At 45.6% G+C, this 25,032-nt stretch carries 24 protein-coding genes; 23 read left to right on the top strand and 1 reads right to left on the bottom strand.

The features are described 5' to 3' along the window. Positions 1-79 precede the first annotated feature (79 nt). A complete protein-coding gene (gene abc-f / locus KQI91_RS10025) occupies positions 80-1,996 on the bottom strand; it encodes a ribosomal protection-like ABC-F family protein (RefSeq protein WP_216392632.1) in 1,917 nt (638 codons plus the stop codon). 157 nt (positions 1,997-2,153) lie between these two features. Here abc-f and KQI91_RS10020 point away from each other — a divergent pair, with 157 nt between their 5' ends. The 23 genes from KQI91_RS10020 to KQI91_RS09910 all read left to right on the top strand — a co-directional run bounded on the left by KQI91_RS10020 (position 2,154) and on the right by KQI91_RS09910 (position 24,959). Then, on the top strand, positions 2,154-2,807 hold the full coding sequence (locus KQI91_RS10020; RefSeq protein WP_216392631.1) for a redox-sensing transcriptional repressor Rex: 654 nt from the start codon (positions 2,154-2,156) through the stop codon (positions 2,805-2,807). Between the two features lie 112 nt (positions 2,808-2,919). Further along, complete coding sequence (locus KQI91_RS10015) at positions 2,920-4,449, top strand: NAD(P)H-hydrate dehydratase (protein ID WP_216392630.1); 1,530 nt, start codon at positions 2,920-2,922, stop codon at positions 4,447-4,449. A 15-nt stretch (positions 4,450-4,464) separates the two neighbouring features. Further along, entirely contained in the window at positions 4,465-5,631 is a 1,167-nt protein-coding gene (gene alr, locus KQI91_RS10010; RefSeq protein WP_216392629.1) for an alanine racemase, read from the top strand. 172 nt (positions 5,632-5,803) lie between these two features. Then, positions 5,804-6,151, top strand: coding sequence for a type II toxin-antitoxin system PemK/MazF family toxin (locus KQI91_RS10005; protein ID WP_216392628.1), 348 nt, complete (start codon positions 5,804-5,806; stop codon positions 6,149-6,151). Positions 6,152-6,226: 75 nt separating this feature from the next. Continuing rightward, positions 6,227-7,174, top strand: a complete 948-nt coding sequence (locus tag KQI91_RS10000) for a hemolysin family protein (protein WP_216392627.1) — start codon at positions 6,227-6,229, stop codon at positions 7,172-7,174. After that, positions 7,144-7,887 (top strand): YebC/PmpR family DNA-binding transcriptional regulator, encoded by a 744-nt coding sequence (locus KQI91_RS09995; RefSeq protein WP_216392626.1) that lies wholly within the window; start codon positions 7,144-7,146, stop codon positions 7,885-7,887. Before KQI91_RS10000 ends, KQI91_RS09995 begins: the two co-directional genes overlap by 31 nt. Before the next feature lie 67 nt (positions 7,888-7,954). Beyond that, positions 7,955-8,668 (top strand): ClpP family protease, encoded by a 714-nt coding sequence (locus KQI91_RS09990; RefSeq protein WP_216392625.1) that lies wholly within the window; start codon positions 7,955-7,957, stop codon positions 8,666-8,668. 113 nt (positions 8,669-8,781) lie between these two features. Beyond that, on the top strand, positions 8,782-9,669 hold the full coding sequence (locus KQI91_RS09985) for a sulfide/dihydroorotate dehydrogenase-like FAD/NAD-binding protein (protein ID WP_216392624.1): 888 nt from the start codon (positions 8,782-8,784) through the stop codon (positions 9,667-9,669). Next, entirely contained in the window at positions 9,669-11,063 is a 1,395-nt protein-coding gene (gltA, locus tag KQI91_RS09980; protein WP_216392623.1) for an NADPH-dependent glutamate synthase, read from the top strand. Before KQI91_RS09985 ends, gltA begins: the two co-directional genes overlap by 1 nt. 184 nt (positions 11,064-11,247) lie before the next feature. Further along, complete coding sequence (locus KQI91_RS09975; RefSeq protein WP_216392622.1) at positions 11,248-12,126, top strand: undecaprenyl-diphosphate phosphatase; 879 nt, start codon at positions 11,248-11,250, stop codon at positions 12,124-12,126. Between the two features lie 82 nt (positions 12,127-12,208). Beyond that, on the top strand, positions 12,209-15,040 hold the full coding sequence (locus KQI91_RS09970) for a DNA translocase FtsK (protein WP_216392621.1): 2,832 nt from the start codon (positions 12,209-12,211) through the stop codon (positions 15,038-15,040). Between the two features lie 63 nt (positions 15,041-15,103). Then, a complete protein-coding gene (gene rlmH / locus KQI91_RS09965) occupies positions 15,104-15,583 on the top strand; it encodes a 23S rRNA (pseudouridine(1915)-N(3))-methyltransferase RlmH (protein ID WP_216392620.1) in 480 nt (159 codons plus the stop codon). 66 nt (positions 15,584-15,649) lie between these two features. Then, the gene (locus tag KQI91_RS09960) at positions 15,650-15,976 is read left to right on the top strand and encodes a cupin domain-containing protein (RefSeq protein ID WP_216392619.1); all 327 of its coding nucleotides are present in this window, start codon (positions 15,650-15,652) and stop codon (positions 15,974-15,976) included. A gap of 15 nt (positions 15,977-15,991) precedes the next feature. Further along, entirely contained in the window at positions 15,992-16,540 is a 549-nt protein-coding gene (locus KQI91_RS09955; RefSeq protein ID WP_216392618.1) for a DUF2284 domain-containing protein, read from the top strand. Positions 16,541-16,606: 66 nt separating this feature from the next. Further along, complete coding sequence (locus KQI91_RS09950) at positions 16,607-16,882, top strand: YabP/YqfC family sporulation protein (RefSeq protein ID WP_216392617.1); 276 nt, start codon at positions 16,607-16,609, stop codon at positions 16,880-16,882. 10 nt (positions 16,883-16,892) lie between these two features. Next, complete coding sequence (locus KQI91_RS09945; protein WP_216392616.1) at positions 16,893-18,119, top strand: sporulation protein YqfD; 1,227 nt, start codon at positions 16,893-16,895, stop codon at positions 18,117-18,119. Continuing rightward, a complete protein-coding gene (locus KQI91_RS09940) occupies positions 18,112-19,128 on the top strand; it encodes a PhoH family protein (RefSeq protein ID WP_216392615.1) in 1,017 nt (338 codons plus the stop codon). Before KQI91_RS09945 ends, KQI91_RS09940 begins: the two co-directional genes overlap by 8 nt. Further along, positions 19,125-19,619 carry an rRNA maturation RNase YbeY gene (gene ybeY, locus KQI91_RS09935; protein WP_216392614.1) on the top strand — a complete coding sequence of 165 codons (495 nt, stop codon included), beginning with the start codon at positions 19,125-19,127 and terminating at the stop codon, positions 19,617-19,619. Before KQI91_RS09940 ends, ybeY begins: the two co-directional genes overlap by 4 nt. 38 nt (positions 19,620-19,657) lie before the next feature. Further along, positions 19,658-20,512 (top strand): glutamate 5-kinase, encoded by an 855-nt coding sequence (gene proB / locus KQI91_RS09930; RefSeq protein ID WP_216392613.1) that lies wholly within the window; start codon positions 19,658-19,660, stop codon positions 20,510-20,512. Positions 20,513-20,527: 15 nt separating this feature from the next. Further along, complete coding sequence (locus KQI91_RS09925; RefSeq protein WP_216392660.1) at positions 20,528-20,749, top strand: DUF896 domain-containing protein; 222 nt, start codon at positions 20,528-20,530, stop codon at positions 20,747-20,749. Next, positions 20,727-21,281: a 5-formyltetrahydrofolate cyclo-ligase gene (locus KQI91_RS09920; RefSeq protein WP_216392612.1), complete on the top strand. Its 555-nt coding sequence runs from the start codon at positions 20,727-20,729 to the stop codon at positions 21,279-21,281. The genes KQI91_RS09925 and KQI91_RS09920 overlap by 23 nt, the downstream gene beginning before the upstream one ends. 32 nt (positions 21,282-21,313) lie before the next feature. Then, on the top strand, positions 21,314-22,564 hold the full coding sequence (locus tag KQI91_RS09915) for a glutamate-5-semialdehyde dehydrogenase (protein ID WP_216392611.1): 1,251 nt from the start codon (positions 21,314-21,316) through the stop codon (positions 22,562-22,564). A 139-nt stretch (positions 22,565-22,703) separates the two neighbouring features. After that, entirely contained in the window at positions 22,704-24,959 is a 2,256-nt protein-coding gene (locus KQI91_RS09910) for a hypothetical protein (RefSeq protein ID WP_216392610.1), read from the top strand. The last annotated feature ends 73 nt before the right edge of the window (positions 24,960-25,032 follow it).

The following is a 25,032-nucleotide window of genomic DNA, read 5'->3' as shown; positions in this document are numbered from 1 at the left end:
TAAATATAAAAGAAAGAGCCACTGTATCTTCGCTGCGATGAGGTGATACAGTGGCTCATATATTGTGGGAGGGCTGCACTCAGGCAAGTTCCTCCCATTTTTCATACAGTTCTTCCAGTTCCTGCTGGATTTTGTCTTTTTCGCGGCTCAGTTCGGCACAGCGTCCGACATTGGTGCAGACATCCGGAAGGACAAGCGTATCATCGATTTCTTTGTCGCGGGTCTCAAGTTCTTCAATGCGTTTCTCGACTTTTTTGAGCTCGTTTTCCTGTTTGCGCTTTCGAGCCTGCTCTTCTTTTTGCTGCTGCCAGGTGAGCTTGCCTTCGGAAGGAGCTTCTTCTTTGATTTCAGCTGCGCTTTCCTGTACGGTTGGTGCATACTTTTCAGTAAGTTCTTCTTTTTTCTCCAGGTAATAATCGTAATCACCGATATAATTGACAACGGACTGGTTGGTCAGATCCAGGATACGGGTTGCTGTCTGGTTGATGAAATATCGGTCATGCGATACATACAGCACCGTTCCGGTATAGCTGTTGAGTGCTTCCTCCAGAATTTCTTTGGAGGCAATATCCAGATGGTTGGTAGGCTCATCGAGAATCAGAAAGTTTGCTTCTGAGAGCATCAGTTTTGCGAGAGAGACACGTCCACGTTCCCCACCGGAGAGAGAGGAGATCTCTTTGAATACATCATCACCGGTAAAGAGAAAAGCTGCAAGCATGTTGCGGATTTCTGTTTCTGTGAGAGTCGGGTACGTATCAGAAATTTCCTGGAAAATCGTCTTTTCTGCATGGAGTACATGATGTTCCTGATCATAGTAGCCGATCTGGACTTTAGCACCGAGAGAAAAACTTCCGGCATCTGCATCAAGAAGACCATTGAGAATCTTTAACATGGTGGTTTTGCCGGTTCCGTTGTTTCCGATCAGAGCAACGCGTTCGCCGCGCTTGATCTGGAAGGAAATACCGGAAAAGAGTTTCTGCTGTGGGAAGCTTTTTGCAAGCTCTTCTACGGTCAGAACGTCGTTGCCACTGACGACACGAGGTTCCAGAGAAAGACGCATCTGGCTTTGCACTTCAACTGGCTTGTCAATACGCTGGATCTTACCAAGCATTTTTTCGCGGCTTTCTGCACGTTTGATGGATTTCTCTCTGTTAAATGATTTCAGCTTGACGATGACGGCTTCCTGATGCTTGATCTCGCGCTGCTGGTTGAGATATGCCTTGTACTGTGCATCACGGAGCTGGGCTTTTTTCTCTGCGTAGGCAGAATAATTGCCACTGTACATGCGAACCTGCCCGGCTTCGATCTCGATGACTTTTGTGACGACTTTATCCAGAAAATAGCGGTCATGAGATACAATAAAAACAGCTCCCGGATAGTTGAGCAGGTAAGTTTCCAGCCACGCGATACTTTCCATGTCCAGATGGTTGGTAGGCTCATCGAGAAGAAGAATATCTGGTTTGGAGATCAGCAGTTTGCCGAGAGCAACACGGGTCTTCTGCCCGCCGGAAAGTGTGGCAACCTGTTTGTTAAAATCTTCTTCCGTAAATCCGAGACCGTTCAGGACTCCCATCAGTTCACTTTTGTAAGCATATCCGTTTTCCAGTTCGAATTCATGTGTCAGGCGTGTATAAGAATTCATCAGACGCTCCAGCTCTTCGCCGGAGGCGTTTTTCATCTGAACTTCCATAGCGCGGAGACGGTCCTCCATATCAAGGATATACTGCTTGGTGCTGAGAAGTTCTTCGTATACGCTGCGGTGCCCCTGCACATCCTGATACTGTGCAAGATATCCGATCCGCTTGTCTCTGGCAAGTACGACCTGTCCGGCATCCGCATGGATTTCTTCCATTATAATGCGCAGCAGGGTGGTCTTGCCGGCACCGTTGTTACCGATCAGAGCGGCTTTTTCGCGTTCTTCTATATGAAAAGAGGCATCTTCCAGAATCACTTTTTCACCAAAGGATTTGGAGATACCCTGGCATGATAAGATCATATCTATTCCTCCAAAGTAAATATACGGTATGATTATAAAAGTAAAAAGCCCCTTTGTAAAGGAAAAACATTGAAAATTGTATATATTTCACAACATTGATTGACAAGAAAATAACATTTCGTTATAATTAACAGGAAAGTATAAGGGAGGGACAACGGTGGAAACAAAACAGATTTCAAAAGCTGTAATTAAGAGACTGCCGCGTTACTATAGATACCTTGGCGAGCTTCTGGAAGACAATGTAGAAAGAATTTCTTCCAACGATCTTAGTAAGAAAATGCGTGTCACGGCGTCACAGATCCGTCAGGACCTGAATAATTTCGGCGGATTCGGGCAGCAGGGATACGGATATAATGTAAAATATCTTTATACAGAGATTGGTAAGATCCTTGGGCTGGATACAGTACATCCGATGATCATTGTCGGTGCCGGTAATCTGGGACAGGCACTTGCCAACTATGTAGAATTCGAAAAAAGAGGCTTCAAGCTTGCTGGTATTTTTGATGTCAATCCAGTGCTTGAGGGTATTGCTGTCAGAGGAATTGAGATTCAGATGATCAGTGATCTTCCATTTTTTATGAAAGAAAATAACATCGAGATTGCAATTCTGACATTGCCTAAGAACAAGGCACGGGATATGGCAGAGATTCTGATTGAAAATGGAATCAAGGCAATCTGGAATTTTGCACATATTGATCTGGATACACCGGATGATGTGATCGTAGAGAACGTACATCTTTCGGAGAGTCTTATGACATTATCCTACAATCTGAGTCAGTATCGTCAGGAACATCTGAACGATGAGAAATAAGCAGCACTTATTATAAAGTGAATAATTACGCAGGACAGGCTGTTACCGTCTCCTTATAAAGGGAGGCTGCGTAATGGCCTTTTGTGCATGGAACGGGTGAGGTGCGAAGAGAATGAAGCAGATGGTGATGTGCAGAGAGATGAAGGCACTGGATGGAAATACGATCGAACAGATGGGGGTTCCTTCATGCGTATTGATGGAGAGGGCTGCACTGAAGGTCGTGGAACAGATGGAAACTCGATTTTGTTCTTCAAAACAGGTAGAAAAAATCCTCTGTGTCTGTGGCAGTGGCAATAATGGCGGTGATGGCGTGGCGATTGCCCGTATCTTGCACTTGCATGGATATGATACGGCAATTTATCTCCTCGGCAATCCGGATCACAGGACAGAGGAACTGAAACGCCAGCTTATGATTGCGGCTAATTATCAGGTACCTGTTGTGAATAACCTGGAAGCAGAGGAATATACTACTATAGTAGATGCCATTTTCGGCGTTGGTCTGACGAGACCGGTACAAGGCATCTACAGAGAAGTGATCGATGTCCTGAATCAAAAAAGAGCATGGAAAGTGGCTGTGGATATTCCTTCCGGAGTAGATGGAAATACGGGTGCGGAACTGGGCACGGCATTCCGGGCAGATCTGACAGTGACGTTTGCTTTTCCAAAAGCAGGACTCTGGATGTATCCGGGAAAGAAACTGGCAGGCCAGGTTGTTGTCGCAGATGTTGGTATTTACGGAATGCAGGACGAGCAGGTTCGGCAGTGGCTGTTGGAAGAAAGTGATATCCGGCAGTTTCCTGCAAAGGAACCGGATGGAAATAAAGGGACATTCGGAAAAGTGCTGGTGGTGGCAGGCAGTCCCGGGATGTGCGGAGCGGCATTTCTGAGTGCATCCGGAGCGTTTGCATCCGGGGCGGGAATGGTGCGGATCGTGACAGCGGAGGCAAATCGGATTCCGTTGCAGACGATGCTTCCGGAAGCGATGCTGACGTGCGACAGCGATTTTCAGAAGGCATTTGACTGGGGAGATATACTGGTTATCGGTCCGGGCATCGGAACAACGGAGGAGGCTGCGGCAAAAGTACACTGGTTTTTAGAGGCGGCACATCATTCCGGAAAACCGGTAGTATTGGATGCGGATGGACTGAATCTGCTTGCACAGCATCCTAAATGGAAAAAATATCTGGGAACGCATGTGATTTTGACACCGCATATCGGTGAGATGAGCAGACTGACAGGAAAGACAGTTTCTGAGATACAGAGTGACCGGATTGGCGCGGCCAGGGAGCTTGCGTCTGAACTGGGAACAATATGTGTATTGAAGGATGCCTGTACAGTGATCAGTGCACCGGGAGGTACAGTCTGGATCAGCCCGGCAGGAAATCCGGGAATGGCGACTGCCGGAAGCGGCGATGTATTATCCGGGATTCTGGCGGGAGTGGAAGCTATGTTTCTACATAGCACGGGAGAAATCTCACATGGAGAAAAAGCAGCTCTGGGCGTTCTTCTACATGGAGTGGCAGGAGATCTGGCAGCAGGAAAAACCGGAATGGCGGGAATGAAAGCCGGCGATATCATACGAGGAGCAGCAGAAGTTTTAAAAAATAAACAGAATACGGAAATATCTGCAGATGGCAGATAGGAAGAGGAGCGTATTATGAAAAAATTTGAACGAGTAAAAGCAGTAGTTTCACTGGATGCCATAGCACACAATTTTGAAGAAATGAAAAAAAACATTGCGGATGGGACGCAGATCGTGGCAGTTATCAAAGCGGACGGCTATGGACATGGTGCAGAAGCAATTGCACGGCTGGTAGAAGGTTACAAGTATATCTGGGGATTTGCAACTGCAACTGCAGAGGAAGCAATTCAGCTCAAAGATGCCGGCATTCAGAAACCGGTACTGATTCTGGGCCTGGTGTTTGAGGAGTATTTCAGAGATCTGATCAAAAGAGAAGTACGCATGGCGGTCTGTGAATATGAAATGGCAGCTGCACTGTCACAGGAGGCAGTCCGTCAGGGCAGACAGGTACATATCCATATTGGTCTGGATACGGGAATGAGCCGTATTGGATTTGCAGATAAACCGGAGAGCGTTGAAGTGATCAAAAAGATCGCGGCACTTCCAAATGTGGAGATCGAGGGATTGTTTACGCATTTTGCAAGAGCAGACGAGACTGACAAGGCGCCGGCTGTAGAACAGCTTGATCGTTATCAGGAGTTTGTGAAACTGCTGGAAAAAGCAGGTGTGCAGATTCCGATGAAACACTGCTCGAACAGTGCGGGAATCATTCGTATGCCGGAAGCAAATCTGAATGCAGTGCGTGCAGGAATTACGATCTATGGTCTTTATCCGTCTGATGAGGTGGAGAGAGACATTGTGAAACTGATTCCGGCTATGGAGCTTAAGAGTCATATTTCTTACGTGAAAGACCTGCCGGCGGGAACACCGGTCAGCTATGGCGGAACATTTGCTTCAGAAAAAGATCTCCGTGTTGCAACGATCCCGGTCGGCTATGCAGATGGATATCCGAGAAGCCTTTCCAATAAGGGCTGGGTGCTGATCCATGGACAGAAGGCACCGATTCTCGGAAGAGTCTGTATGGATCAGTTTATGGTAGATGTGACTCACATTCCGGATGTGAAACACGGGGATGAGGTTACACTGATTGGAAATGACGGGGAAGAATGCATCAGTATGGAGACGTTTGGCGATCTGTCAGGGCGTTTCTCTTATGAGTTTGCCTGTGATATCAGTAAACGTGTACCGAGAGTCTATATAAAAGACGGCAGAGAATGGGGAGATCTGACCTTCTTTGAATAAACAGAACTGACCGGCGGGACCGGAAGAAAGGGCTGTCTAAAAAAAGACAGCAGCAGAAATACCACGCATGTATACACAGAAGAAAAAGTGGAAATACTGATTCCAGAGAAAAAAGTATGCAGCTATTTCAGATCATGAATGTATAACTGCAAAAGTATCGGAGTGTGATTGTGTGGTAATTAAAAGAGGGGATATTTTTTATGCAGATTTAAGACCGGTCGTGGGAAGCGAGCAGGGAGGTGTCCGTCCCGTTCTGATCATTCAGAATGATGTCGGGAACCGACACAGTCCAACGGTCATCTGTGCTGCGATTACGTCTAAGATGAATAAAGCGAAACTGCCGACACATATAGAAATCGATGCCTCTTCGTATGGAATAGAAAAGGACTCGGTGATCTTGCTCGAGCAGTTGCGTACGATCGATAAAAAAAGGTTGAAAGATAAGGTGTGTCATCTGGACCAGGCAATGCTGGATCGGGTCAATCATGCCCTTGAAATCAGCCTTGAGCTTACTTTTTAGGCGGTTATCCTTGACGAACAGAAGGCAAAGTGCTATATTTTAGCAGTATAACAGATTACGGAAGGACAGGAAAGAATGGACGATGGCAGTCGATTGCCCCGCAGGGGGCTGGCGGGAATTGCCGACTGGATCACAGAAATATTATCCGGTATCCTACATGCTCTTACAGGAAAGCAGCGGGATGCCGTGACAGAAAAAGAGATCATTTCCATGGTTGATGAGGCGCATGAAAAGGGTGTGCTTCAGAAAGATGAGGCGGAGATGATCCAGAATATTTTTGACTTCGAGGACAAAGAAGTCGGAGCGGTGATGACGCACAGAAGCAGCGTGGCTGCTTTTTCGCTGGAGGATCTGCTCAAATATGTTGTGGACCATATGATAGAAGAAGGAAATTCGCGCTATCCGGTCTGTGGAGAGGACATGGATGATATCCGTGGGCTGATCCATTACAAAGATGCACTGAAATTTTATACGCAGAATCCGTGGGCAAAATTCAAACCATTAAAAGAACTTCCAGGCCTGATCCGGGAGGCAACGTTTGTTCCGGAGACACGAAATATCGGACAGTTATTCCGTACGATGCAGGCAAGACAGGTACATATGGCGGTGGTGGTTGACGAGTATGGGCAGACTGCCGGGATTGTTACCATGGAAGACATCCTGGAAGAGATCGTCGGAGATATTTTTGATGAATACGATGAGAGCAGAGATACATTCCGCACGCAGGTTGACAACAGCATTATCATAGACGGGCTTGCGAGCCTGGAGGATGTTGCACAGGAACTGGACATTGATTTTGGCGATGTGCCGGTAGAGACGCTGAACGGGTATCTGATCGCATTTCTGGGGCATATTCCGACCAGCGAAGATCTGGACAGAGAAATCGTTGCAAACGGCTACAGATTTAAGATTCTTTCTCTTGGAAACAGAACAATAGGAAGAGTAAGAGCCGAAAAAATAAATGACAAAGAAACAAAAGGAGAGAGTGAGAAATGTCAGGACATTCAAAATTCGCAAACATAAAGCACAAAAAGGAAAAAAATGATGCCAAAAAAGGTAAAGTATTTACCGTTATCGGACGTGAGATCGTTATGGCTGTCAAAGCAGGCGGCCCGGACCCGAACAACAACAGCAAGCTTCGCGATGTAATTGCAAAAGCAAAAGCAAACAACATGCCGAATGATACGATCGAGCGTGGCATCAAGAAAGCTGCCGGTGCAGATTCTGCTGACAGTTATGAGCGTGCTACATACGAAGGATATGGACCGAATGGTGTTGCGATCATCGTTGAGACTCTGACTGACAACAAGAACCGTACTGCAAGTAATGTAAGAAATGCATTCACAAAAGGCTACGGAAGCATTGGAACACAGGGATGTGTATCTTTCATGTTCGATCAGAAAGGTCAGATCATCATTGACAAAGAAGAACTGGAAGACGAGTGCGGCGAGATGGATGCAGATGAGCTTATGATGACAGCTCTGGATGCAGGCGCTGAGGATTTCAACGAAGAAGAAGACAGCTTTGAAGTGCTTACCGCTCCGGATGATTTCAGTGCTGTACGTGAAGCACTGGAAAAGGCGGGCATCCCGATGGTAGAAGCTCAGGTTGCCATGGTTCCGCAGACTTATGTAGATCTTACAGATGAAAAGGATGTCAAGAACCTGCAGAGAACACTGGATCTTCTCGATGAGGATGATGATGTCACAGATGTCTGGACAAACTGGAACGAATGATGTATAACAATCAGTGATTTTACACAGAATACCTTCATGAAGTTTTACATTTCATGGAGGTATTTTTATGTCCGAAAACGAAGATAAAAAACAACAGGAATTAAATAAGGAAGAAAAACAGAATGAACAGATCAGGGAGATGGGAGAGCTGACACTTGACCAGAATCCGAAGAGGCATCATATTGAACTTCTGACGATCATCGGTGAAGTGGAGGGACATGATGCGGCGCCGTCTCAGAGTAAAACGACCAAATATGAACATGTTCTTCCGAAGCTTGCGATGATTGAGGACGATGAAAAGATAGAAGGACTGCTGATTTTGTTGAATACTGTGGGTGGAGATGTAGAGGCCGGTCTCGCGATTGCGGAAATGATTGCGTCTTTGAGTATTCCGACTGTATCGCTGGTACTTGGAGGAGGACATTCCATCGGTGTGCCGATGGCAGTATCCGCGGATTATTCTTTTGTGGTGCCAAGCGCTACGATGGTGATTCATCCGGTGCGTTCAAGCGGTATGTTTATCGGAGTTGCACAGACTTACCGTAATATGGAAAAGATTCAGGACCGTATCACGGGCTTTATTGCGGAACATTCGGGAGCGTCTCAGGAGCGTCTGGAGGAACTGATGCTGGATACCAGCCAGCTGGTCAAAGATGTGGGAACGCTTCTGGAAGGAAAAGAAGCTGTCCGGGAAGGCCTGATCGATGAGGTGGGAGGAATCCGGGAAGCACTGTCGAAACTGCATCAGATGATTGACGAAAAAAAGATAAAATATAAATAATTGTGAAAAAATAATCAAATTTATGCATCTTTATAAATGTTTCCCTTGTCATATAGCGGATTTTAGCGTATTATTATTAGAGGATTGAATGAAAATATGCTAGGAGGGAAACAATGTATAAGATTTTAAAAGCTGAGACACTGGCAGCTAAGATTCATCTTATGGTCGTACACGCACCGCGTGTTGCAAGCCATTGTCAGCCAGGACAATTCATCATCGTAAAAATGGATGAGAAGGGTGAGAGAATCCCACTTACGATCTGTGATTATGATCGTGAAGAAGGAACTGTAACAATCGTATTCCAGGAAGTCGGAGCATCTACGATCAAGATGTCCGAATTAAAAGCAGGAGATGCTTTCCGCGATTTTGTAGGACCTCTGGGATGTCCTTCTGAATTCGTTCATGAAGACATCGAAGAACTGAAGAAAAAGAAAATGGTATTTATCGCCGGAGGTGTTGGTACTGCACCTGTTTATCCACAGGTAAAATGGCTTCATGAGCATGGCATTACTGCAGACGTAATCCTTGGTTCCAAAACAAAGGATATGGTTATTCTTGAAAAAGAACTTGCAGCTGTTTCCAACCTTTATGTTACAACAGATGACGGATCTTATGGACGTTCCGGTATGGTAACAAAGACTCTGGAAGACCTTGTTACAAATGAAGGAAAGAGCTATGATGTCTGCGTTGCGATCGGACCGATGATCATGATGAAATTTGTCTGTCTTCTTACCAAAAAGCTTGGTATCCATACAATTGTCAGCATGAACCCGATCATGGTTGACGGAACAGGTATGTGTGGTGCCTGTCGTCTTCAGGTTGGCGATGAGATCAAATTTGCCTGTGTAGACGGACCGGAATTTGACGGACATCTCGTAGATTTCGATCAGGCTATGAAGAGAAGCCAGATGTACAAGACTGAAGAAGGTCGTGCATTACTGAAGCTTCAGGAAGGCGATACCCACCACGGTGGATGCGGACAGTGCGGAGGTGACAAGTAATGGCAGATGCAAAAATGTTAAAAAAAGTACCTGTAAGAGAACAGGATCCGAAGGTACGTGCAACAAACTTTGAAGAGGTTTGTCTCGGATATAATCAGGAAGAAGCAATGGAAGAAGCACAGAGATGTCTGGGCTGCAAGAAACCAAAATGCGTAGAGGGATGTCCGGTATCCATCAATATTCCTGGATTCATTGAACAGATCAAAGAAGGCAACATGGAAGAAGCATACAAAGTGATCGGATTATCTTCTGCACTTCCGGCTATCTGCGGACGTGTATGTCCTCAGGAGTCTCAGTGTGAGGGACAGTGTATCCGCGGTAAGAAGGGTGAAGCTGTTTCTATCGGTAAACTGGAGAGATTCGTTGCTGACTATGCTCTGGAACATGACATCAAACCAGCCGGAGCAGAAGTTAAGAACGGACATAAAGTTGCTGTTATCGGTTCTGGTCCTTCCGGACTTACCTGTGCAGGTGACCTTGCAAAAGCAGGTTATGATGTAACAGTATTCGAAGCTCTTCATGAGCTGGGTGGAGTTCTTGTTTATGGTATTCCGGAATTCCGTCTTCCAAAACAGAAAGTTGTTAAGAAAGAAATCGAAAAAGTCAAAGAACTTGGCGTTAAATTTGAAACAAACGTTGTCATCGGCAAATCCACAACCATCGATCAGCTGATTGAAGACGAAGGATTTGAAGCTGTATTCATCGGTTCCGGTGCAGGTCTTCCGATGTTCATGGGAATCCCGGGAGAGAACGCAAGTGGTGTATTCTCTGCAAATGAATATCTGACAAGAAGCAACCTGATGAAAGCTTTTGATGATTCTTATGATACACCGATCGCTGCAGGCAAGAAAGTGGCTGTTGTTGGCGGCGGTAACGTAGCTATGGATGCTGCAAGAACAGCTCTCAGACTTGGTGCAGAAGTACATATCGTGTACAGAAGAAGTGAAGCAGAGCTTCCTGCACGAGCAGAAGAAGTTCATCACGCAAAAGAAGAGGGAATCATCTTTGACCTTCTTACCAATCCGAAGGAAATCCTTGTTGATGAAAACGGACATGTAAATGGCATGAAGGTTGTCAAGATGGAACTTGGCGAGCCGGATGCTTCCGGAAGACGTCGTCCTGTAGAGATTCCGGGATCTGAGTATGACATGGATGTGGATACAGTTATCATGTCACTTGGTACTTCCCCGAACCCGCTGATCTCTTCTACAACCAAGGGACTTGAGATCAACAAGAGAAGATGTATCGTTGCTGAGGAAGAAACCGGTAAGACATCCAAAGACGGCGTATACGCCGGTGGAGATGCTGTTACAGGTGCAGCTACTGTAATCCTTGCTATGGGTGCAGGTAAGGCTGGTGCAAAAGGTATCGATGAATATCTGAAAAATAAATAAGATCTGATTTAAGAAAAAGCCTTCTGTGTGCATTATGGATGATGCGTGCAGGAGGCTTTTTGTCGATAGTCCGAAGCAAGGTTTGCTGACTTGTCAGTTTGGGCTAAATATGTTATACTGTCATGGATTTATGTGCCACGATATAGGATGAGGCATGGGTTAAGCGAAAGAAAAGGATAAAAATATGACAGTCTTATTTGTTATTTTACTGGCCATTGTGCAGGGGATTACAGAGTTTCTTCCAGTCAGCAGCTTTGGTCATCTTTGTTTTGTGCAGAATATTCTTGGAATGGAACATGGTGCGGGAGTGCTCCTGGAGGCAATGCTTCATGTGGGCACGCTGGCAGCAATTTTTATGACATTTCAGAAGGATATCCGTCGTCTTGCACTGGAGACACTGGAGATGTTTATGGACCTGATCGGGAATATCAGTCTGTATATCCACAATAAAAGAACCGGGGCGCATCTTCACTATGCAAAACTGATCTGCAACATATATCGTAAGTTTGCAGTATTACTTATGCTGTCCATGATTCCGACGATGTTTCTGGGATATACGGCAAGACGGCTTGTAGAAATGGCTTCTGTGTCCAAATTGATTCCTGTTGCAGGGATTCTGATCACCGGAATCCTGCTGCTTGTAGTGGATCTGAGCCAGCTTGGTGGAACCAAAGCGGCCAAAGATGCCAGCTTTTCGAATGCCATGTGGATAGGAATCTGTCAGGGACTTTCTGTATTTCCGGGATTATCCAGAAGCGGTATGACGATCAGTGCAGGGCTGATGAGTGGTTTCAGCCGTACATTTGCAGTGAAATATTCATACATTTTATCCATTCCGGCAATCATTGGTGCATTATGTATGGAGCTTGGACAGTTTGGCTCAGCAGATATGACGGTCGGTCTTGGATTTACCTATGTCCTTGGTATGTCTGTGGCAGCATTGGCAGGATCTCTGGTGATCCGTTCCTGCCTGAAACTGGTGCACAAGGGAAAACTTCGCTATTTTGCATATTATTGTTTTGCAGCGGGAATTGTTTCTCTGATCGTGAATTATACCATGTAAAGGTGAACAGGAAGGACAGACGAAGTTACCGGAGGTTCCGGCAGACTTTTTGCGATATGACAACAGTAGGAGGGGTGCCTGAATGGCAGCAGCAAAAAAATCGAATAAGCGAAAAGGAAGCGGCAGAAGCACTTCCGGGAGAAAAAATACCAGAAAAAAACAGGCACAGAAACAAGGGGTGACAACCGGATTTCAGACAGAGATCATACTGCTTAGTGTTCTGGCAGCTTCTATTATACTGATCATCAGCAATCTTGGCATGGGTGGTGTGGTTGGTGCTGCGATCAGTAAGGCATCTTTTGGAATTATGGGACTTGTTGCCTATATTTTTCCGATAGTTATATTTGGAGGGGCGGCTTTTCTTGTTTCGAACCGCGGAAATATGCTGGCATACAAAAAGGCACTTGCAGCACTTGTTTTTCTTGTGTTTTTATGCGGACTTGCACAGCTTCTGACAGAAGGTTATATGTCGAGTACGACCATGGCAGAATATTATGCCGAAAGCTCTACATATCACACCGGTGGTGGCGTGATCGGAGGGGCTATCTGTATTTCCACAACCTCTGCTTTTGGAACGGCTGGAGGATATGTGATCGTTGTTCTTGTGCTTCTGATCACGCTGATTCTGATCACGCAGAAATCCTTCTTTGGGTTTGTGTTCCGTATCTGGGATGCTATTTGCGCACTTGCAAAAGATGGACGTGACATGTATATGGAAGGCCAGCCGGAGCGTGATCTCAAAAAAGAGATACGCGAACAGGAACGCCGCCAGAAAAGAGAAGAACGTCATGCGCAGAAAATGCGTGAACTGGAAGCTGCACTTGCAGAAGATAAGACAAAAGATGGAGTTAATGAAGAAGAGCAGGATTTACATACGGGATTTCTGGATGGAACCCTGCTCAGTCCTCCGATTGATAAAAAGAAAAAGAAACGCAGAATACAGAGAACTCCTGAGAATCCTGTACAGGAAAAAACTGAGATTACAGAACAGGCAGTAGTGGAATCAGAAGGACAGGATGCAGGATGGAATCTGGCGGAGCAAGCTGCCCCACAGGAAAGCATGCAGACGGAGCTTCCGGCATTAGAGAAAGAGCCGATAACAGAGCTTGTTCCGCAGGCAGACGAATTTGAGATTCATCGTGCAGAACCACAGGAAGCATATGTGGAGGCGGAAGAATCAGAAGAGTCGGCGGTGCCGGAACAGGATATATATCAGGAAGCGATTGTGGAACCGGAGATGCAGGAAGATTATCCGGAATTATCAGCGCAGGAAATGCAGGAAACCTACACAGATCCTGTTTCAGAAACAGTTCCGGAAGAGGTACCGCAGCCGGAGTCAAAAGCTTCCTCACAGCCGGTTCGGAACCCGAAATCTTCACAGAAAGAGATTGAGAGCGGAATCCAGAATATCCAAAAAGAGATCACTCAGCAGAATGAAGTGATCAAAAAAGAATATCATTATCCACCGTTGAAGCTGCTCAAGCGGGGAGATGGCAAATCGCAGGGAGATTCGGATGAGCATCTTCGCAAAACGGCGAAGAAGCTGCAGGATACGCTGCATAATTTTGGTGTAAATGTCACGGTAACGAATGTAAGCTGTGGACCGACGGTTACGCGTTATGAGTTGCAGCCGGAGATGGGAGTCAAGGTAAGCAAGATCGTTAATCTTGCGGATGATATCAAGCTGAATCTTGCGACACCGGATATCCGTATTGAGGCACCGATACCAGGCAAAGCGGCGGTAGGTATTGAAGTGCCAAATAAAGAAAATCATGCGGTTATGCTGAGAGAGATTTTGCAGTCTCAGGAATTTCAGACAGCCAAATCCAAACTGTCTTTTGCAGTAGGTAAGGATATTGCCGGAAAACCGGTTGTTACGGATATTGCAAAGATGCCGCATCTGCTGATCGCAGGTGCTACCGGTTCTGGTAAATCTGTATGTATCAACACACTGATCATCAGCATTCTCTACAAAGCATCACCGGAGGATGTCAAACTGATCATGATCGATCCGAAGGTCGTAGAACTGAGCGTTTATAACGGTATTCCGCACCTGTTTATTCCGGTTGTTACAGATCCGAAAAAAGCAGCGGGAGCACTGAACTGGGCAGTGACAGAGATGATGAGTCGTTATAATACATTTGCAGAATACAGTGTACGTAATCTGCAGGAATATAATCGCAAAGTTGAGGGAATGCGCATTCCGGAAGGGGAAGAGCGACCGGAAAAAATGCCGCAGATCATTATTATTGTAGATGAGCTGGCAGACCTTATGATGGTTGCACCGGGAGAAGTGGAGGATGCGATCTGTCGTCTTGCACAGCTGGCTCGTGCAGCAGGCATCCATCTGATCATTGCGACACAGCGTCCGTCTGTAAATGTCATTACCGGTCTGATCAAAGCAAACATGCCGTCCCGAATCGCATTTTCAGTATCATCGGGTGTGGATTCCAGAACTATCCTGGATATGAATGGAGCTGAGAAGCTTCTTGGTAAGGGAGATATGCTGTTTTATCCGCAGGGATACCAGAAACCGGCCAGATTACAGGGTGCATTTGTATCAGATGAAGAAGTCAGCAGTATTGTTGATTTTCTGGCGGAAAAGAATCCTGGAACACAGTATAACTCACAGATTGAGCAGCAGGTAAATACGGCGTCTGCTGCAGGCGGCGGAGCTTCTTCCGGAGATGACAGAGATGTTTATTTTGTAGATGCAGGTAAATTTATCATCGAAAAAGAAAAGGCTTCGATCGGTATGTTGCAGAGAATGTTCAAGATTGGGTTCAACAGAGCTGCAAGGATCATGGATCAGCTCTGCGATGCGGGTGTGGTTGGCCCGGAAGAGGGAACGAAACCTCGTAAAGTGTTGATGTCGGCTGAGGAATTTGAAAATTATATAGAGGAATATCTGTAATACCGGTGATAAAAAGCCGGATCAACACGAAACAGTCTGTGAGTATTAGCAGGAGTAGAAAAAATGGAAATTAAGATCGTAACTGTAGGAAAAATCAAAGAAAAGTATCTTAATGACGGTATTGCGGAATATGCAAAACGACTGAGCCGTTACTGTAAGCTGACATTTTTCCAGGTTCCGGATGAAAAAACGCCAGACAAAGCATCAGAGGCATTAAATGAGCAGATTAAAAACACAGAAGCAGAACGTTTGATGAAACACATCCGGGAGCAGGATTATGTGATTGCACTTGCTATCGATGGCAAAATGCTGGACTCCGTAGAACTTTCTGAGAAGATTGGAAGGCTGGGTGTGGAGGGCAAAAGCTCGATCGCATTTGTGATCGGAGGTTCTCTGGGACTGGGTAATGAGGTGCTCAAAAGAGCAGATTATAAACTGAGCTTTTCCAGAATGACATTTCCGCATCAGCTGATGCAGATGATTCTTCTGGAACAGATCTACCGCGGTTACAGGATCCTGAATCATGAGCCCTATCATAAATAACACGGCAGCAGACCGGAGCAGTTCCGGCTTGTAATAAATAATTTCCACAAAAGGAGGATATGTGATATGACAACAGAAAGAGTAGAACACATGGCAGGCGGACAGGGACATACACTGATCAAACGCCTTCTTGATGAAAAACAGTTAAACGGGAAATGCAGACTGTATGCGCAGGTAACGCTTGAACCAGGATGTTCTCTGGGATATCATGAACATCACAATGAAAGTGAAACGTATTATATTCTTTCAGGAAAAGGGATTTACAGTGACAATGGAACACTCCGCATGGTACAGGCAGGGGATGTGACATTCACACCGGACGGCAAAGGACACGGACTTACAAACAGTGGAGATGAAGATCTGGTCTTTATGGCACTGATTATTCTGGACTGATCGGAGGATTGTCTGATGGCGGATAAGCTGAATATTGAACGATTTGAAGACTTTATTGCACAGTATCCAATCTTCGAATACCGTATATTGAACACTTCAGATCTGACGGTTGAGGACAGAGTAAGGATTGTCTGTCAGCAGGAATGCGAACGTTATGGATCGACCTGGGCCTGTCCGCCGGCAGTAGGAACTCTCAAAGAATGTGAAGACAGGATACGGAAATACGGTCAGGCAGTGTTCTTTTCCAGTGTGGCAGAAGTTTCGGATATTATGAATATGCAGGAAATGCTCGAAACAAGAGATGCGCATGAGGAACTGACGACAGCGGTTGCCGCCTTTCTGAAGGAACAGGGATTTGAGACTTTTACGCTTTCAACGGAATCCTGTGATATCTGCGAGGAATGTGCATATCTTCACGGACAGCCATGCCGGCATCCGGACAGGATGCATCCATGTCTGGAAAGTCATGGTGTAGTTGTCAGTGAAATTGTAGAAAAAGAACAGATGGAATATAATCTTGGAGGAAATACGATTCTCTGGTTTTCCATGGTTCTTTTTCAGTAAAACAGAAGAACATAAATGAGACCTCTCCGGCGTACAATAGTGATAAGTACCGGAGAGGTTTTTGCAATGAAAAAAATGGAGCAGTGGAAAGAAGAACTGGTAACCTCTCTGGAAGTTCCGAGGGACCTGGCAATGAAAGAAACGGTGGTCACGATCACCGGGTTACAGCAGGCGGTGGTATGCAATTACCGTAGCATTTTGTGCTATCAGAGTGAGGAGATCCTGTTGCTGACTTTTTGTGGAAAACTGCGTATCCGGGGAAAACGACTGACGATTCCAAGCTATACTCCGGAGGAAATGCATATAGAAGGCAGGATTTCAGAAGTAGTATTGGAACGATAGGAGGGAGCGGATGAACAGACAGAGGGGATTTCGGGAAGGACAGGTGTGCCTGCAGATCAGAGGCGCGCAGACGGAGCGCTTCCTTAATTTGTGCAGGGCAAGAGGAATTCGGATCAGCCGGCTCGTCAGAGAACAGGACGAGAGCCTGACGTGTGAGTTTTCTGTGAAAGATTTTTTTCGCCTTGCACCTGTTCGCAGAAAAACAAAAGTAAAAATACATATTCTGGAAAAACATGGACTGCCCTTCTTTTTTTACCGAAGTAAAAAGAGAAAGGCTTTTTTTCTTGGAATCATTTTGTGTGCAGTCCTTCTTATGTTTTTGTCCGGAAGGTTATGGAATATTGAGATTACGGGAAATGTAAAGAACAGTACACCGGAGATCCTGCATTTTCTGGAGGAACAGGGAATTGTACATGGCATGGCATGCCGTCGGATCCACTGCAGCGCAATTGCGGCGGCGGTGCGGGAAAAATATCAGAATATTACATGGGTATCTGCGGAATTGGAGGGAACAAAACTTCTCCTGACTGTAAAAGAAGGAATCTTTGTACAGGAAAAGGAGAACGAAGAACGTGCACCATGCAATATTACCGCGGACGTAGAGGGAGAGATTGTGAAGATCATTACGCGTGAGGGAGTTCCACAGAAAAAGCCGGGTGAAACCTGCGGCAGAGGAGAGATTTTGGTTTCCGGTCTTCTGGAGCTGAAAAATGACAGTCAGGAGATTGTGCGATACGAAGCGGTGCATGCGGATGCGGATATTTATATCAAACGAAAAAAAGCCTATTATCGGGAAATTCCACTGCAGTATGAGACAGAAATACCTACAGGGGAGGAGAAAAAGGGCGTTTACATACGAGTGGGAACCTTATATCTGGGGTTTGGCGATCAGAAACAGAAGCACTGGCAAAATGTGGTAGAGGAGCATCCGCTTTTTCTTACAGAAAGTTTTCGACTTCCGGTTTCAGTGGGGAAAATCAGTAAAAAACAGTATCAGTCTGTAAAAAAAGAGTATACAGAGAAAGAGGTTCGGGCGCGTGCGTGGGGGATTTTGCAGATTTATGAAGAAAAATTAATACAAAAAGGGGTTCAAATATCTGCAAATAATGTTAAAATAGAGGTTGACCACAAGACCTGTATCAGCAAAGGTTTTTTGGAAATTATAGAAAAAATCGGAGAGGAGACTCCTGTAGAAATATCGGAGCAGCCTGCAGAAAGGACAACAGAGGATGGCTAACAGTATTATTGAGCTGTACACGCAGGTGCCTGCAGATCTGGAGGGAAATGTGTTCGGTCAGTTTGACGAACATCTGAAACTGATTGAACGTACATTAAATGTTACACTGATATCCAGAGACGGCATGCTGAAGATCCTGGGTACAGAGCAGAGTGCCACTCAGGCAAAGAAACTTATAGAGGAGCTGGTGGTTCTTGCGGGAAGAGGCAATACCATAACCAGACAGAATGTCAGTTATGCACTGTCACTTGCCATGGAAGAACGAAACCAGGTACTTACCGAGATAGATAAAGATTTTATCTGCAATACTATACAGGGCAGACCGATCAAGCCCAAGACACTGGGACAGCAGGAATATGTCGACCAGATCCGCAAAAAGATGATCGTGTTCGGCATTGGACCGGCAGGAACAGGAAAAACATATCTTGCGATGGCAATGGCGGTGACGGCATTCCGAAACGAGGAGGTCAGTCGTATCATTCTGACAAGACCGGCGATTGAAGCAGGTGAAAAGCTGGGATTTCTTCCGGGAGATCTCCAGAGCAAAGTGGATCCGTATCTGCGGCCATTGTATGATGCACTGTATCAGATCATGGGAGCAGACAGTTTTGCCAAGAATATGGAGCGTGGACTGATTGAAGTAGCTCCGCTGGCATATATGAGAGGGCGTACACTGGATAATGCATTTATTATCCTGGATGAAGCACAGAACACGACACCGGCACAGATGAAGATGTTCCTGACCCGTATCGGATTCGGATCAAAAGTAGTTGTCACCGGAGATGCTTCCCAGAAAGACCTTCCACGTGACGCGGTTTCCGGTCTGGATGTGGCAGCAAAAGTACTTAAGAAGATTGATGATATCGGATTCTGTCAGCTTACCAGCAAGGATGTTGTACGTCATCCGCTGGTACAGCAGATCGTACAGGCATATGATGATTATGAAAAGAAACAGAAACCGTCCAGGAGTACCAGTGGTACAAGGACCGCTCGGAGGAAAAAAGAATGACTATTCAGATTGATTATGAAGCAGAACGAAAACTGGATATTGATTATGAAAAACTGGCAGCAAAGGTGGCAGCACACATTCTGGAAACAGAACACTGTCCGTATGATGTCTGTGTGAACCTTGTGATTACGGATAATGAAGAAATTAAGAGAGTAAATGCGGAATTTCGTTCGATCGGAGCACCGACAGATGTACTTTCTTTCCCGATGATCCCGTTTGAGACACCGGCAGATTATTCCGTGATAGAAGGGGATGACAGTTATTTTGATCTGGATACGGAGGAACTGATCCTTGGAGATGTGATGATTTCTGTAGATAAGGTTTATGCGCAGGCAGAAGAATACGGCCACAGTACAGAAAGAGAATTCAGTTTCCTGTTTGCGCACAGCATGCTGCACCTTCTGGGATATGACCATATGGAACCGGATGAAGCGGCAGTAATGGAAGCAAAACAGGCAAAAGCACTGGAAGATCTGGGGATTACCAGATAAAAAACGGACAGAATACAGATAACTGGAGAATAAATACCATGAATTATCGTGAATTACTCAAAGACAAAAAGCGAATCGTGATCAAGGTAGGATCATCTTCCCTGATTCATAAGGAAACTAATAAACTGGATCTTCGTAAACTGGAAGTGCTGGTTAGAGAGTTAAGTGATCTTCATAACCAGGGCAAGGATGTGGTTCTGGTCACTTCCGGTGCGGTGGCAGTCGGAGCATCTGCATTTGGCATGCATGAGAAGCCGACAGAACTCAAAAAGAAACAGGCATGTTCTGCAGTTGGACAGGCACGTCTGATGATGATCTATCAGAAGCTTTTTTCAGAGTACAATCAGATGGCGGCACAGATTCTGATGACCAAGAATACCATGGTCAATAATCTGAACCGTCGAAATGCGAGAAATACTTTTGAAGAGCTGCTCGAACTCGGAGCGATTCCGGTCGTCAATGAAAATGACTCCATTTCAAGCTATGAGCTGGAGATGTTGGAATCTTTTGGAGATAATGATACTCTGTCAGCCGTTATTGCAGGATTGATCGGAGCAGATCTTCTGATTTTGCTTTCAGACATTGACGGACTCTTTACAGATGACCCGAATACGAATCCGGATGCGGAGTTTATTGATACGGTTGAGAAGCTGGATGAGAAACTGCTGAGCATGGGTAAGGGACCGAAGAGCAAAGTGGGTACCGGAGGCATGGCAACCAAACTTACGGCGGCAGAGATCGCGACGGCAGCAGGTGCGGATATGATCATTGCCAATGGCAGGGATTTTCATGTGATCCACAAGATCATGGAAGGAAGAAAGTATGGTACTTTGTTTGCAGGAGACAAAAAAGAAGAATTTTTCCTGATCGACTATATAGAAAAACTTCTCTAGGAGGAAATAATCATGATGGATAATATAAAGATCGACCGCATCAACGCGCTGGCACATAAAGCCAAAAGTGTGGGTCTGACTGAGGAAGAAAAAAAGGAACAGGCGGAGCTGCGTCAGGAATATCTGGCTGCGGTGCGCAAGAACCTCAAAGCACAGTTAAACAATATCGATGTAAAAGAAAAAGACGGTTCAGTTGTAAATCTGGGTGAAAAATATGGAAGAAAAAAAGCAAATTAGAAAACAGATTTTTGCAGCAAGAAAGGCACATACGGATCAGCAGATCGCTGACTGGAGCAGAGAGATTGCTGAAGCAGTGACAGCACTTCCGGAATACAGGGACTGTCGGCGAATGCTTGCCTATGCAGATTATAACCATGAAGTTATGACAAAGTACATCATAGAGGCAGCGTGGAAAGATGGCAAAGAAGTTGCTGTTCCCAAAGTAGTAGGTCAGGATATGCTTTTTTATAAGCTGACAGATTTTGCTCAGCTTGAAAAAGGGTATTTTGGAATTCCGGAGCCGGCAACAGGGGAAATCGTTCAGTGGGAGGATGCCCTGATGATCATGCCGGGAGTTGCTTTTGACCGGGCAAACCACAGAGTTGGTTATGGCGGTGGTTTTTATGACCGTTTTCTGGAAAAACATCCACAGGTAAAACGTGTGGCTGTGGCATTTGAATTTCAGATGCTGCCGGAAGTGCCGGTAGAACCTACAGACATTTCACCGGAATTCATTGTTACCGAAAAATCAGTTTATCATCTTAAATAAAACGGGCAGCGTTGCCCCGGGGAGGTTGTGTTATGAACGAAATGCTGTTACAGCTTGGACAAAATGCAAAAGAAGCAGAAAATTCTCTGCGTACCATAACCACAGACAAAAAGAATCAGGTGCTTGCAGCAGTAGCAGAGCATTTGGTGGAATGCACGGAAGAATTGATCAGAGCGAATGCCATAGATGTAGAGAATGGCAGAGCGAATGATATGCCGGAAGGGCTGGTGGACAGACTGCTTCTGACTCCGGAGAGGATTCAGGGAATGGCAGAAGGACTGCAGCAGCTTGTGGCACTGGAAGATCCGATCGGTGAAGTGACCGGTATGAAGAAACGTCCGAACGGGCTTTTGATCGGTCAGAAAAGAGTACCGCTCGGTGTGATCGGTATTATCTATGAGGCACGCCCGAATGTAACGGCAGATGCTTTTGGCCTTTGTTTTAAGACGGGAAATGTTGTGATCCTTAAAGGCGGCAGTGATGCGCTTCATTCTAATGAGGCTATTGTCGCATGTATCCGTGAGACACTTAAGGCAAACGGTGTAACAGAAAATGCCATTCAGTTGATTCAGGATACTTCCAGAGAGACCGCTGCGGAATTCATGAAAATGAATGAATATGTAGATGTGCTGATTCCACGTGGTGGTAAGGGACTGATCAGGGCGGTGGTAAATCAGAGTACCATTCCGGTCATTGAGACTGGTACAGGAAACTGTCACATTTATGTAGATAAAAGTGCAGATCTGGACATGGCAGTAAATATTATTCTGAATGCAAAGACACAGCGTGTGGGGGTCTGCAATGCCTGTGAGTCACTGCTTGTTCATGCAGATGTCAAAGACGCTCTTCTTCCGGTTCTTGCAAAACGACTCAAAGAAAAGCAGGTTCAGATGCGTGCAGATCAGGAAGCAATGCCGCTGATGCCTGGTGCTGTTGCGGCAACAGAGGAAGACTGGGGAACGGAATATCTGGATTACATACTGTCGATCAAAGTGGTGTATTCTGTTGACGAGGCGATTGCACATATCAACCGTTATAACACAGGACATTCCGAAGCAATCATCACCAATAACTATGCCAATGCTCAGAAATTCCTGGATGAGGTAGATGCAGCGGCGGTATATGTCAATGCTTCCACACGATTTACAGATGGATTTGAGTTTGGATACGGAGCTGAGATTGGCATCAGCACCCAGAAGCTCCACGCCAGAGGACCGATGGGACTGCTTGCCCTGACAACAACGAAGTATATTATTTATGGAAACGGACAGATCCGAGGATAAGACACACAGAAAGGGAAGACCTGTGATTTGACAATTACAGGCTGCGTGTGTATAATGAGTTACAGTTTAGACATGCAAACTTTTGAAGTTTGAAGGACATGCCATGATATATTTAAGACTCACCATGGGAGGATTCAAGTTGAGACGAAAACAGTTATATGCAATTATTCTTGCAGGAGCACTTGCAGCAAGTGGTACACCTGCAGCTGTATTTGCCGCCGAAGGAGATGTGGCAGCTACAGCAGAGACATCTGAAGAAACACCGACTGAGGGAGATTTATCTGATGGAGACGCAGAAACACCTGCAGAGGAAACACCTGTAACGGAAGCACCGGCAGAAAACACAACGTCGGCAGAGGAAACACCTGCGACTGAGACTCCGGCCGAAGATGCCGGCACAGAGCAGACACCTGCAGCTGAAACTCAGACAGAAGATACAACGGAAGATAAAAGCGAAGAAACAACGACAGATCCAAAAGAATCTGCTGAGGAAACCGGAATCTATATTACTGAAGAAGCAACGGATACAACAGAGGCAAAAAATCATTATTTCTCAAGCCTTCAGGATGCGATTGATTCTCAGTATGCACCGGCATACAATGCAGAGACTGCGACAAAGGCTACAGTTATTAACGTAAACGATACCTATGAGATTTCCAGTACAGTAAATATTAATGGCAAAAAGATCTGCATTAAGGCAGCTGCAAAAGGCGATTCAAAGGCTGCAACAATTACAAGAAATGCTGATTTCAAAGGAGACATGTTTGCTGTTACAGGTGAAAACGGAGAATTACAGTTTACATCCGGAGAGGAAGCCTCTCTGACGGTTTCAGGAAAGATCAGTGATGAAGAGGCTGATACAGTAGACGGTTCTATTGTCAGTGTTGGCACAGGAGCAGCATTTGGAATGGACAGTACGGTAACACTGCAGGATAATAACTCTGCAGCAGATGGTGCGGCAATTACAAGTGTTGGTGGCAAGGTTGTACTGAAAGGTGGTACGATCACAGGAAACAGTGGAGCCAAAGGGGCTGTTTACAGTGATTCAGACATTTATGTGCAGGGTACGATCGTTGGAAAAGAGAACGAATCCGTTACGATCGGGCTGACAGGCACAGCGGCAGTTGTTGTGACAGATGTCCTGACTGCTTCTAATCTTACTCTGACACATGAAAGTGCTGCAGATGCACTGACGGTTGTGAGAGCCGGAAGCAATGAAGCCGGTACTGCTTTAACAGCAGATAATTTCAAGGCAGCTGTTGCACAGATAGCATATGCGACTGAAGATTATACACTGACCCTGGCAGAGGATGGTCTGTCTGTGGCATTGAAGGTAAACAGCAGTGTTACACCAACAGAGGCACCGACAGCGACACCTACACCGGTTCCACTGAAGATGTCCTACAAAGCTAAGACACTGAAATGGAAAGATCACAATACGGTAACATTGACCATGACAGTAGATGGTGCCTGCAAATGGTATTATTTCTATGTAGATGCAGGAACCGACACAAAAACAATCCAGAATATGTATATTGCCAAAGACGCAACAAATGCAATGGATTCCAGTGGTGAGATCAACATCACTGCAGCCAAGGTACCGGAAGAAGATTCCTGGCTCGTGGTTTGTGCAAAACCAAATTCCGGTGCAACTGCAAAGATGAGTGTAGTGAAGCTGAACGGAAGCAGCTTTAAGAAAAAACGTCCGGCGAAGGTTTCTGCGACAGTGACTACCCGTGCACCAAAAGAATACACAGCTTCTCAAAGTGAGGTTTCCGGACTGAGTGGTGAGCTGAAATTCTTCCCTGGCAAATTCTATGAATTTTCAGTAAAAGGTGCCGGTATGGATAATGAAAATCCGGTTCAGGGCGATGTCAGATGGGTACCGGTATACTGGACTACAAGTAAGAAATCAAATGCTGCACAGAATACTACATGGAGAATTGGCGTTACCAAGGGTATGCAGAACAAAGAAGGAAAAACATATCCGATTTATATTTATCTTAAGAAACAGGTATATAACGGCACTGAGTGGCAGGATACGGAACCACAGGTTCTCGACTATATCACAACCAGTGATGGAAAATCACTGACCTTTACGCCGGCTACGATTTCTGATGAAGAATGGAATGCATATATTGCCGAGCTTTCCGGAACCCCGATACCAAATAGCGGAAATGGCGGCAGTGGTTCCGGATCCGGAGATGGAGATGCTACAGAGGCAGAATTAACTGCAACAGCAGCCGCATCCGAAAAAGATGCAGGTTCCACATCTAAATCCGCAGTATCTACTGCAGATGAGTCTCCGATCGGAACAATGTCTGCGCTGGCAGCACTTTCCTTACTTGCGGGTGGATATATTCTTGTTCGCAAACGCAAAAAAGAGGAACTGTAATTAAATACAGGAATTTATCAGAGACAGGTCTTTTGGCCTGTCTCTTTTCATATAATAGTACAGGAACCTGTAA

This window comes from Blautia sp. MSJ-19 (assembly GCF_018918125.1).
Lineage (GTDB): Bacteria > Bacillota > Clostridia > Lachnospirales > Lachnospiraceae > Blautia_A.
Note: the sequence above shows the minus strand (reverse complement) of the source record. Positions and strands in the feature narration are given on the sequence as shown.

Coding starts and splice junctions, on each gene's coding strand:
- abc-f (WP_216392632.1), bottom strand. CDS start 1,996: ATGATCTTATCATGCCAGGGTATCTCCAAATCCTTTGGTGAAAAAGTG.
- KQI91_RS10015 (WP_216392630.1), top strand. CDS start 2,920: ATGAAGCAGATGGTGATGTGCAGAGAGATGAAGGCACTGGATGGAAAT.
- alr (WP_216392629.1), top strand. CDS start 4,465: ATGAAAAAATTTGAACGAGTAAAAGCAGTAGTTTCACTGGATGCCATA.
- KQI91_RS10000 (WP_216392627.1), top strand. CDS start 6,227: ATGGACGATGGCAGTCGATTGCCCCGCAGGGGGCTGGCGGGAATTGCC.
- KQI91_RS09995 (WP_216392626.1), top strand. CDS start 7,144: ATGTCAGGACATTCAAAATTCGCAAACATAAAGCACAAAAAGGAAAAA.
- KQI91_RS09990 (WP_216392625.1), top strand. CDS start 7,955: ATGTCCGAAAACGAAGATAAAAAACAACAGGAATTAAATAAGGAAGAA.
- KQI91_RS09985 (WP_216392624.1), top strand. CDS start 8,782: ATGTATAAGATTTTAAAAGCTGAGACACTGGCAGCTAAGATTCATCTT.
- gltA (WP_216392623.1), top strand. CDS start 9,669: ATGGCAGATGCAAAAATGTTAAAAAAAGTACCTGTAAGAGAACAGGAT.
- KQI91_RS09975 (WP_216392622.1), top strand. CDS start 11,248: ATGACAGTCTTATTTGTTATTTTACTGGCCATTGTGCAGGGGATTACA.
- KQI91_RS09970 (WP_216392621.1), top strand. CDS start 12,209: ATGGCAGCAGCAAAAAAATCGAATAAGCGAAAAGGAAGCGGCAGAAGC.
- rlmH (WP_216392620.1), top strand. CDS start 15,104: ATGGAAATTAAGATCGTAACTGTAGGAAAAATCAAAGAAAAGTATCTT.
- KQI91_RS09960 (WP_216392619.1), top strand. CDS start 15,650: ATGACAACAGAAAGAGTAGAACACATGGCAGGCGGACAGGGACATACA.
- KQI91_RS09955 (WP_216392618.1), top strand. CDS start 15,992: ATGGCGGATAAGCTGAATATTGAACGATTTGAAGACTTTATTGCACAG.
- KQI91_RS09950 (WP_216392617.1), top strand. CDS start 16,607: ATGAAAAAAATGGAGCAGTGGAAAGAAGAACTGGTAACCTCTCTGGAA.
- KQI91_RS09945 (WP_216392616.1), top strand. CDS start 16,893: ATGAACAGACAGAGGGGATTTCGGGAAGGACAGGTGTGCCTGCAGATC.
- KQI91_RS09940 (WP_216392615.1), top strand. CDS start 18,112: ATGGCTAACAGTATTATTGAGCTGTACACGCAGGTGCCTGCAGATCTG.
- ybeY (WP_216392614.1), top strand. CDS start 19,125: ATGACTATTCAGATTGATTATGAAGCAGAACGAAAACTGGATATTGAT.
- proB (WP_216392613.1), top strand. CDS start 19,658: ATGAATTATCGTGAATTACTCAAAGACAAAAAGCGAATCGTGATCAAG.
- KQI91_RS09925 (WP_216392660.1), top strand. CDS start 20,528: ATGGATAATATAAAGATCGACCGCATCAACGCGCTGGCACATAAAGCC.
- KQI91_RS09920 (WP_216392612.1), top strand. CDS start 20,727: ATGGAAGAAAAAAAGCAAATTAGAAAACAGATTTTTGCAGCAAGAAAG.
- KQI91_RS09915 (WP_216392611.1), top strand. CDS start 21,314: ATGAACGAAATGCTGTTACAGCTTGGACAAAATGCAAAAGAAGCAGAA.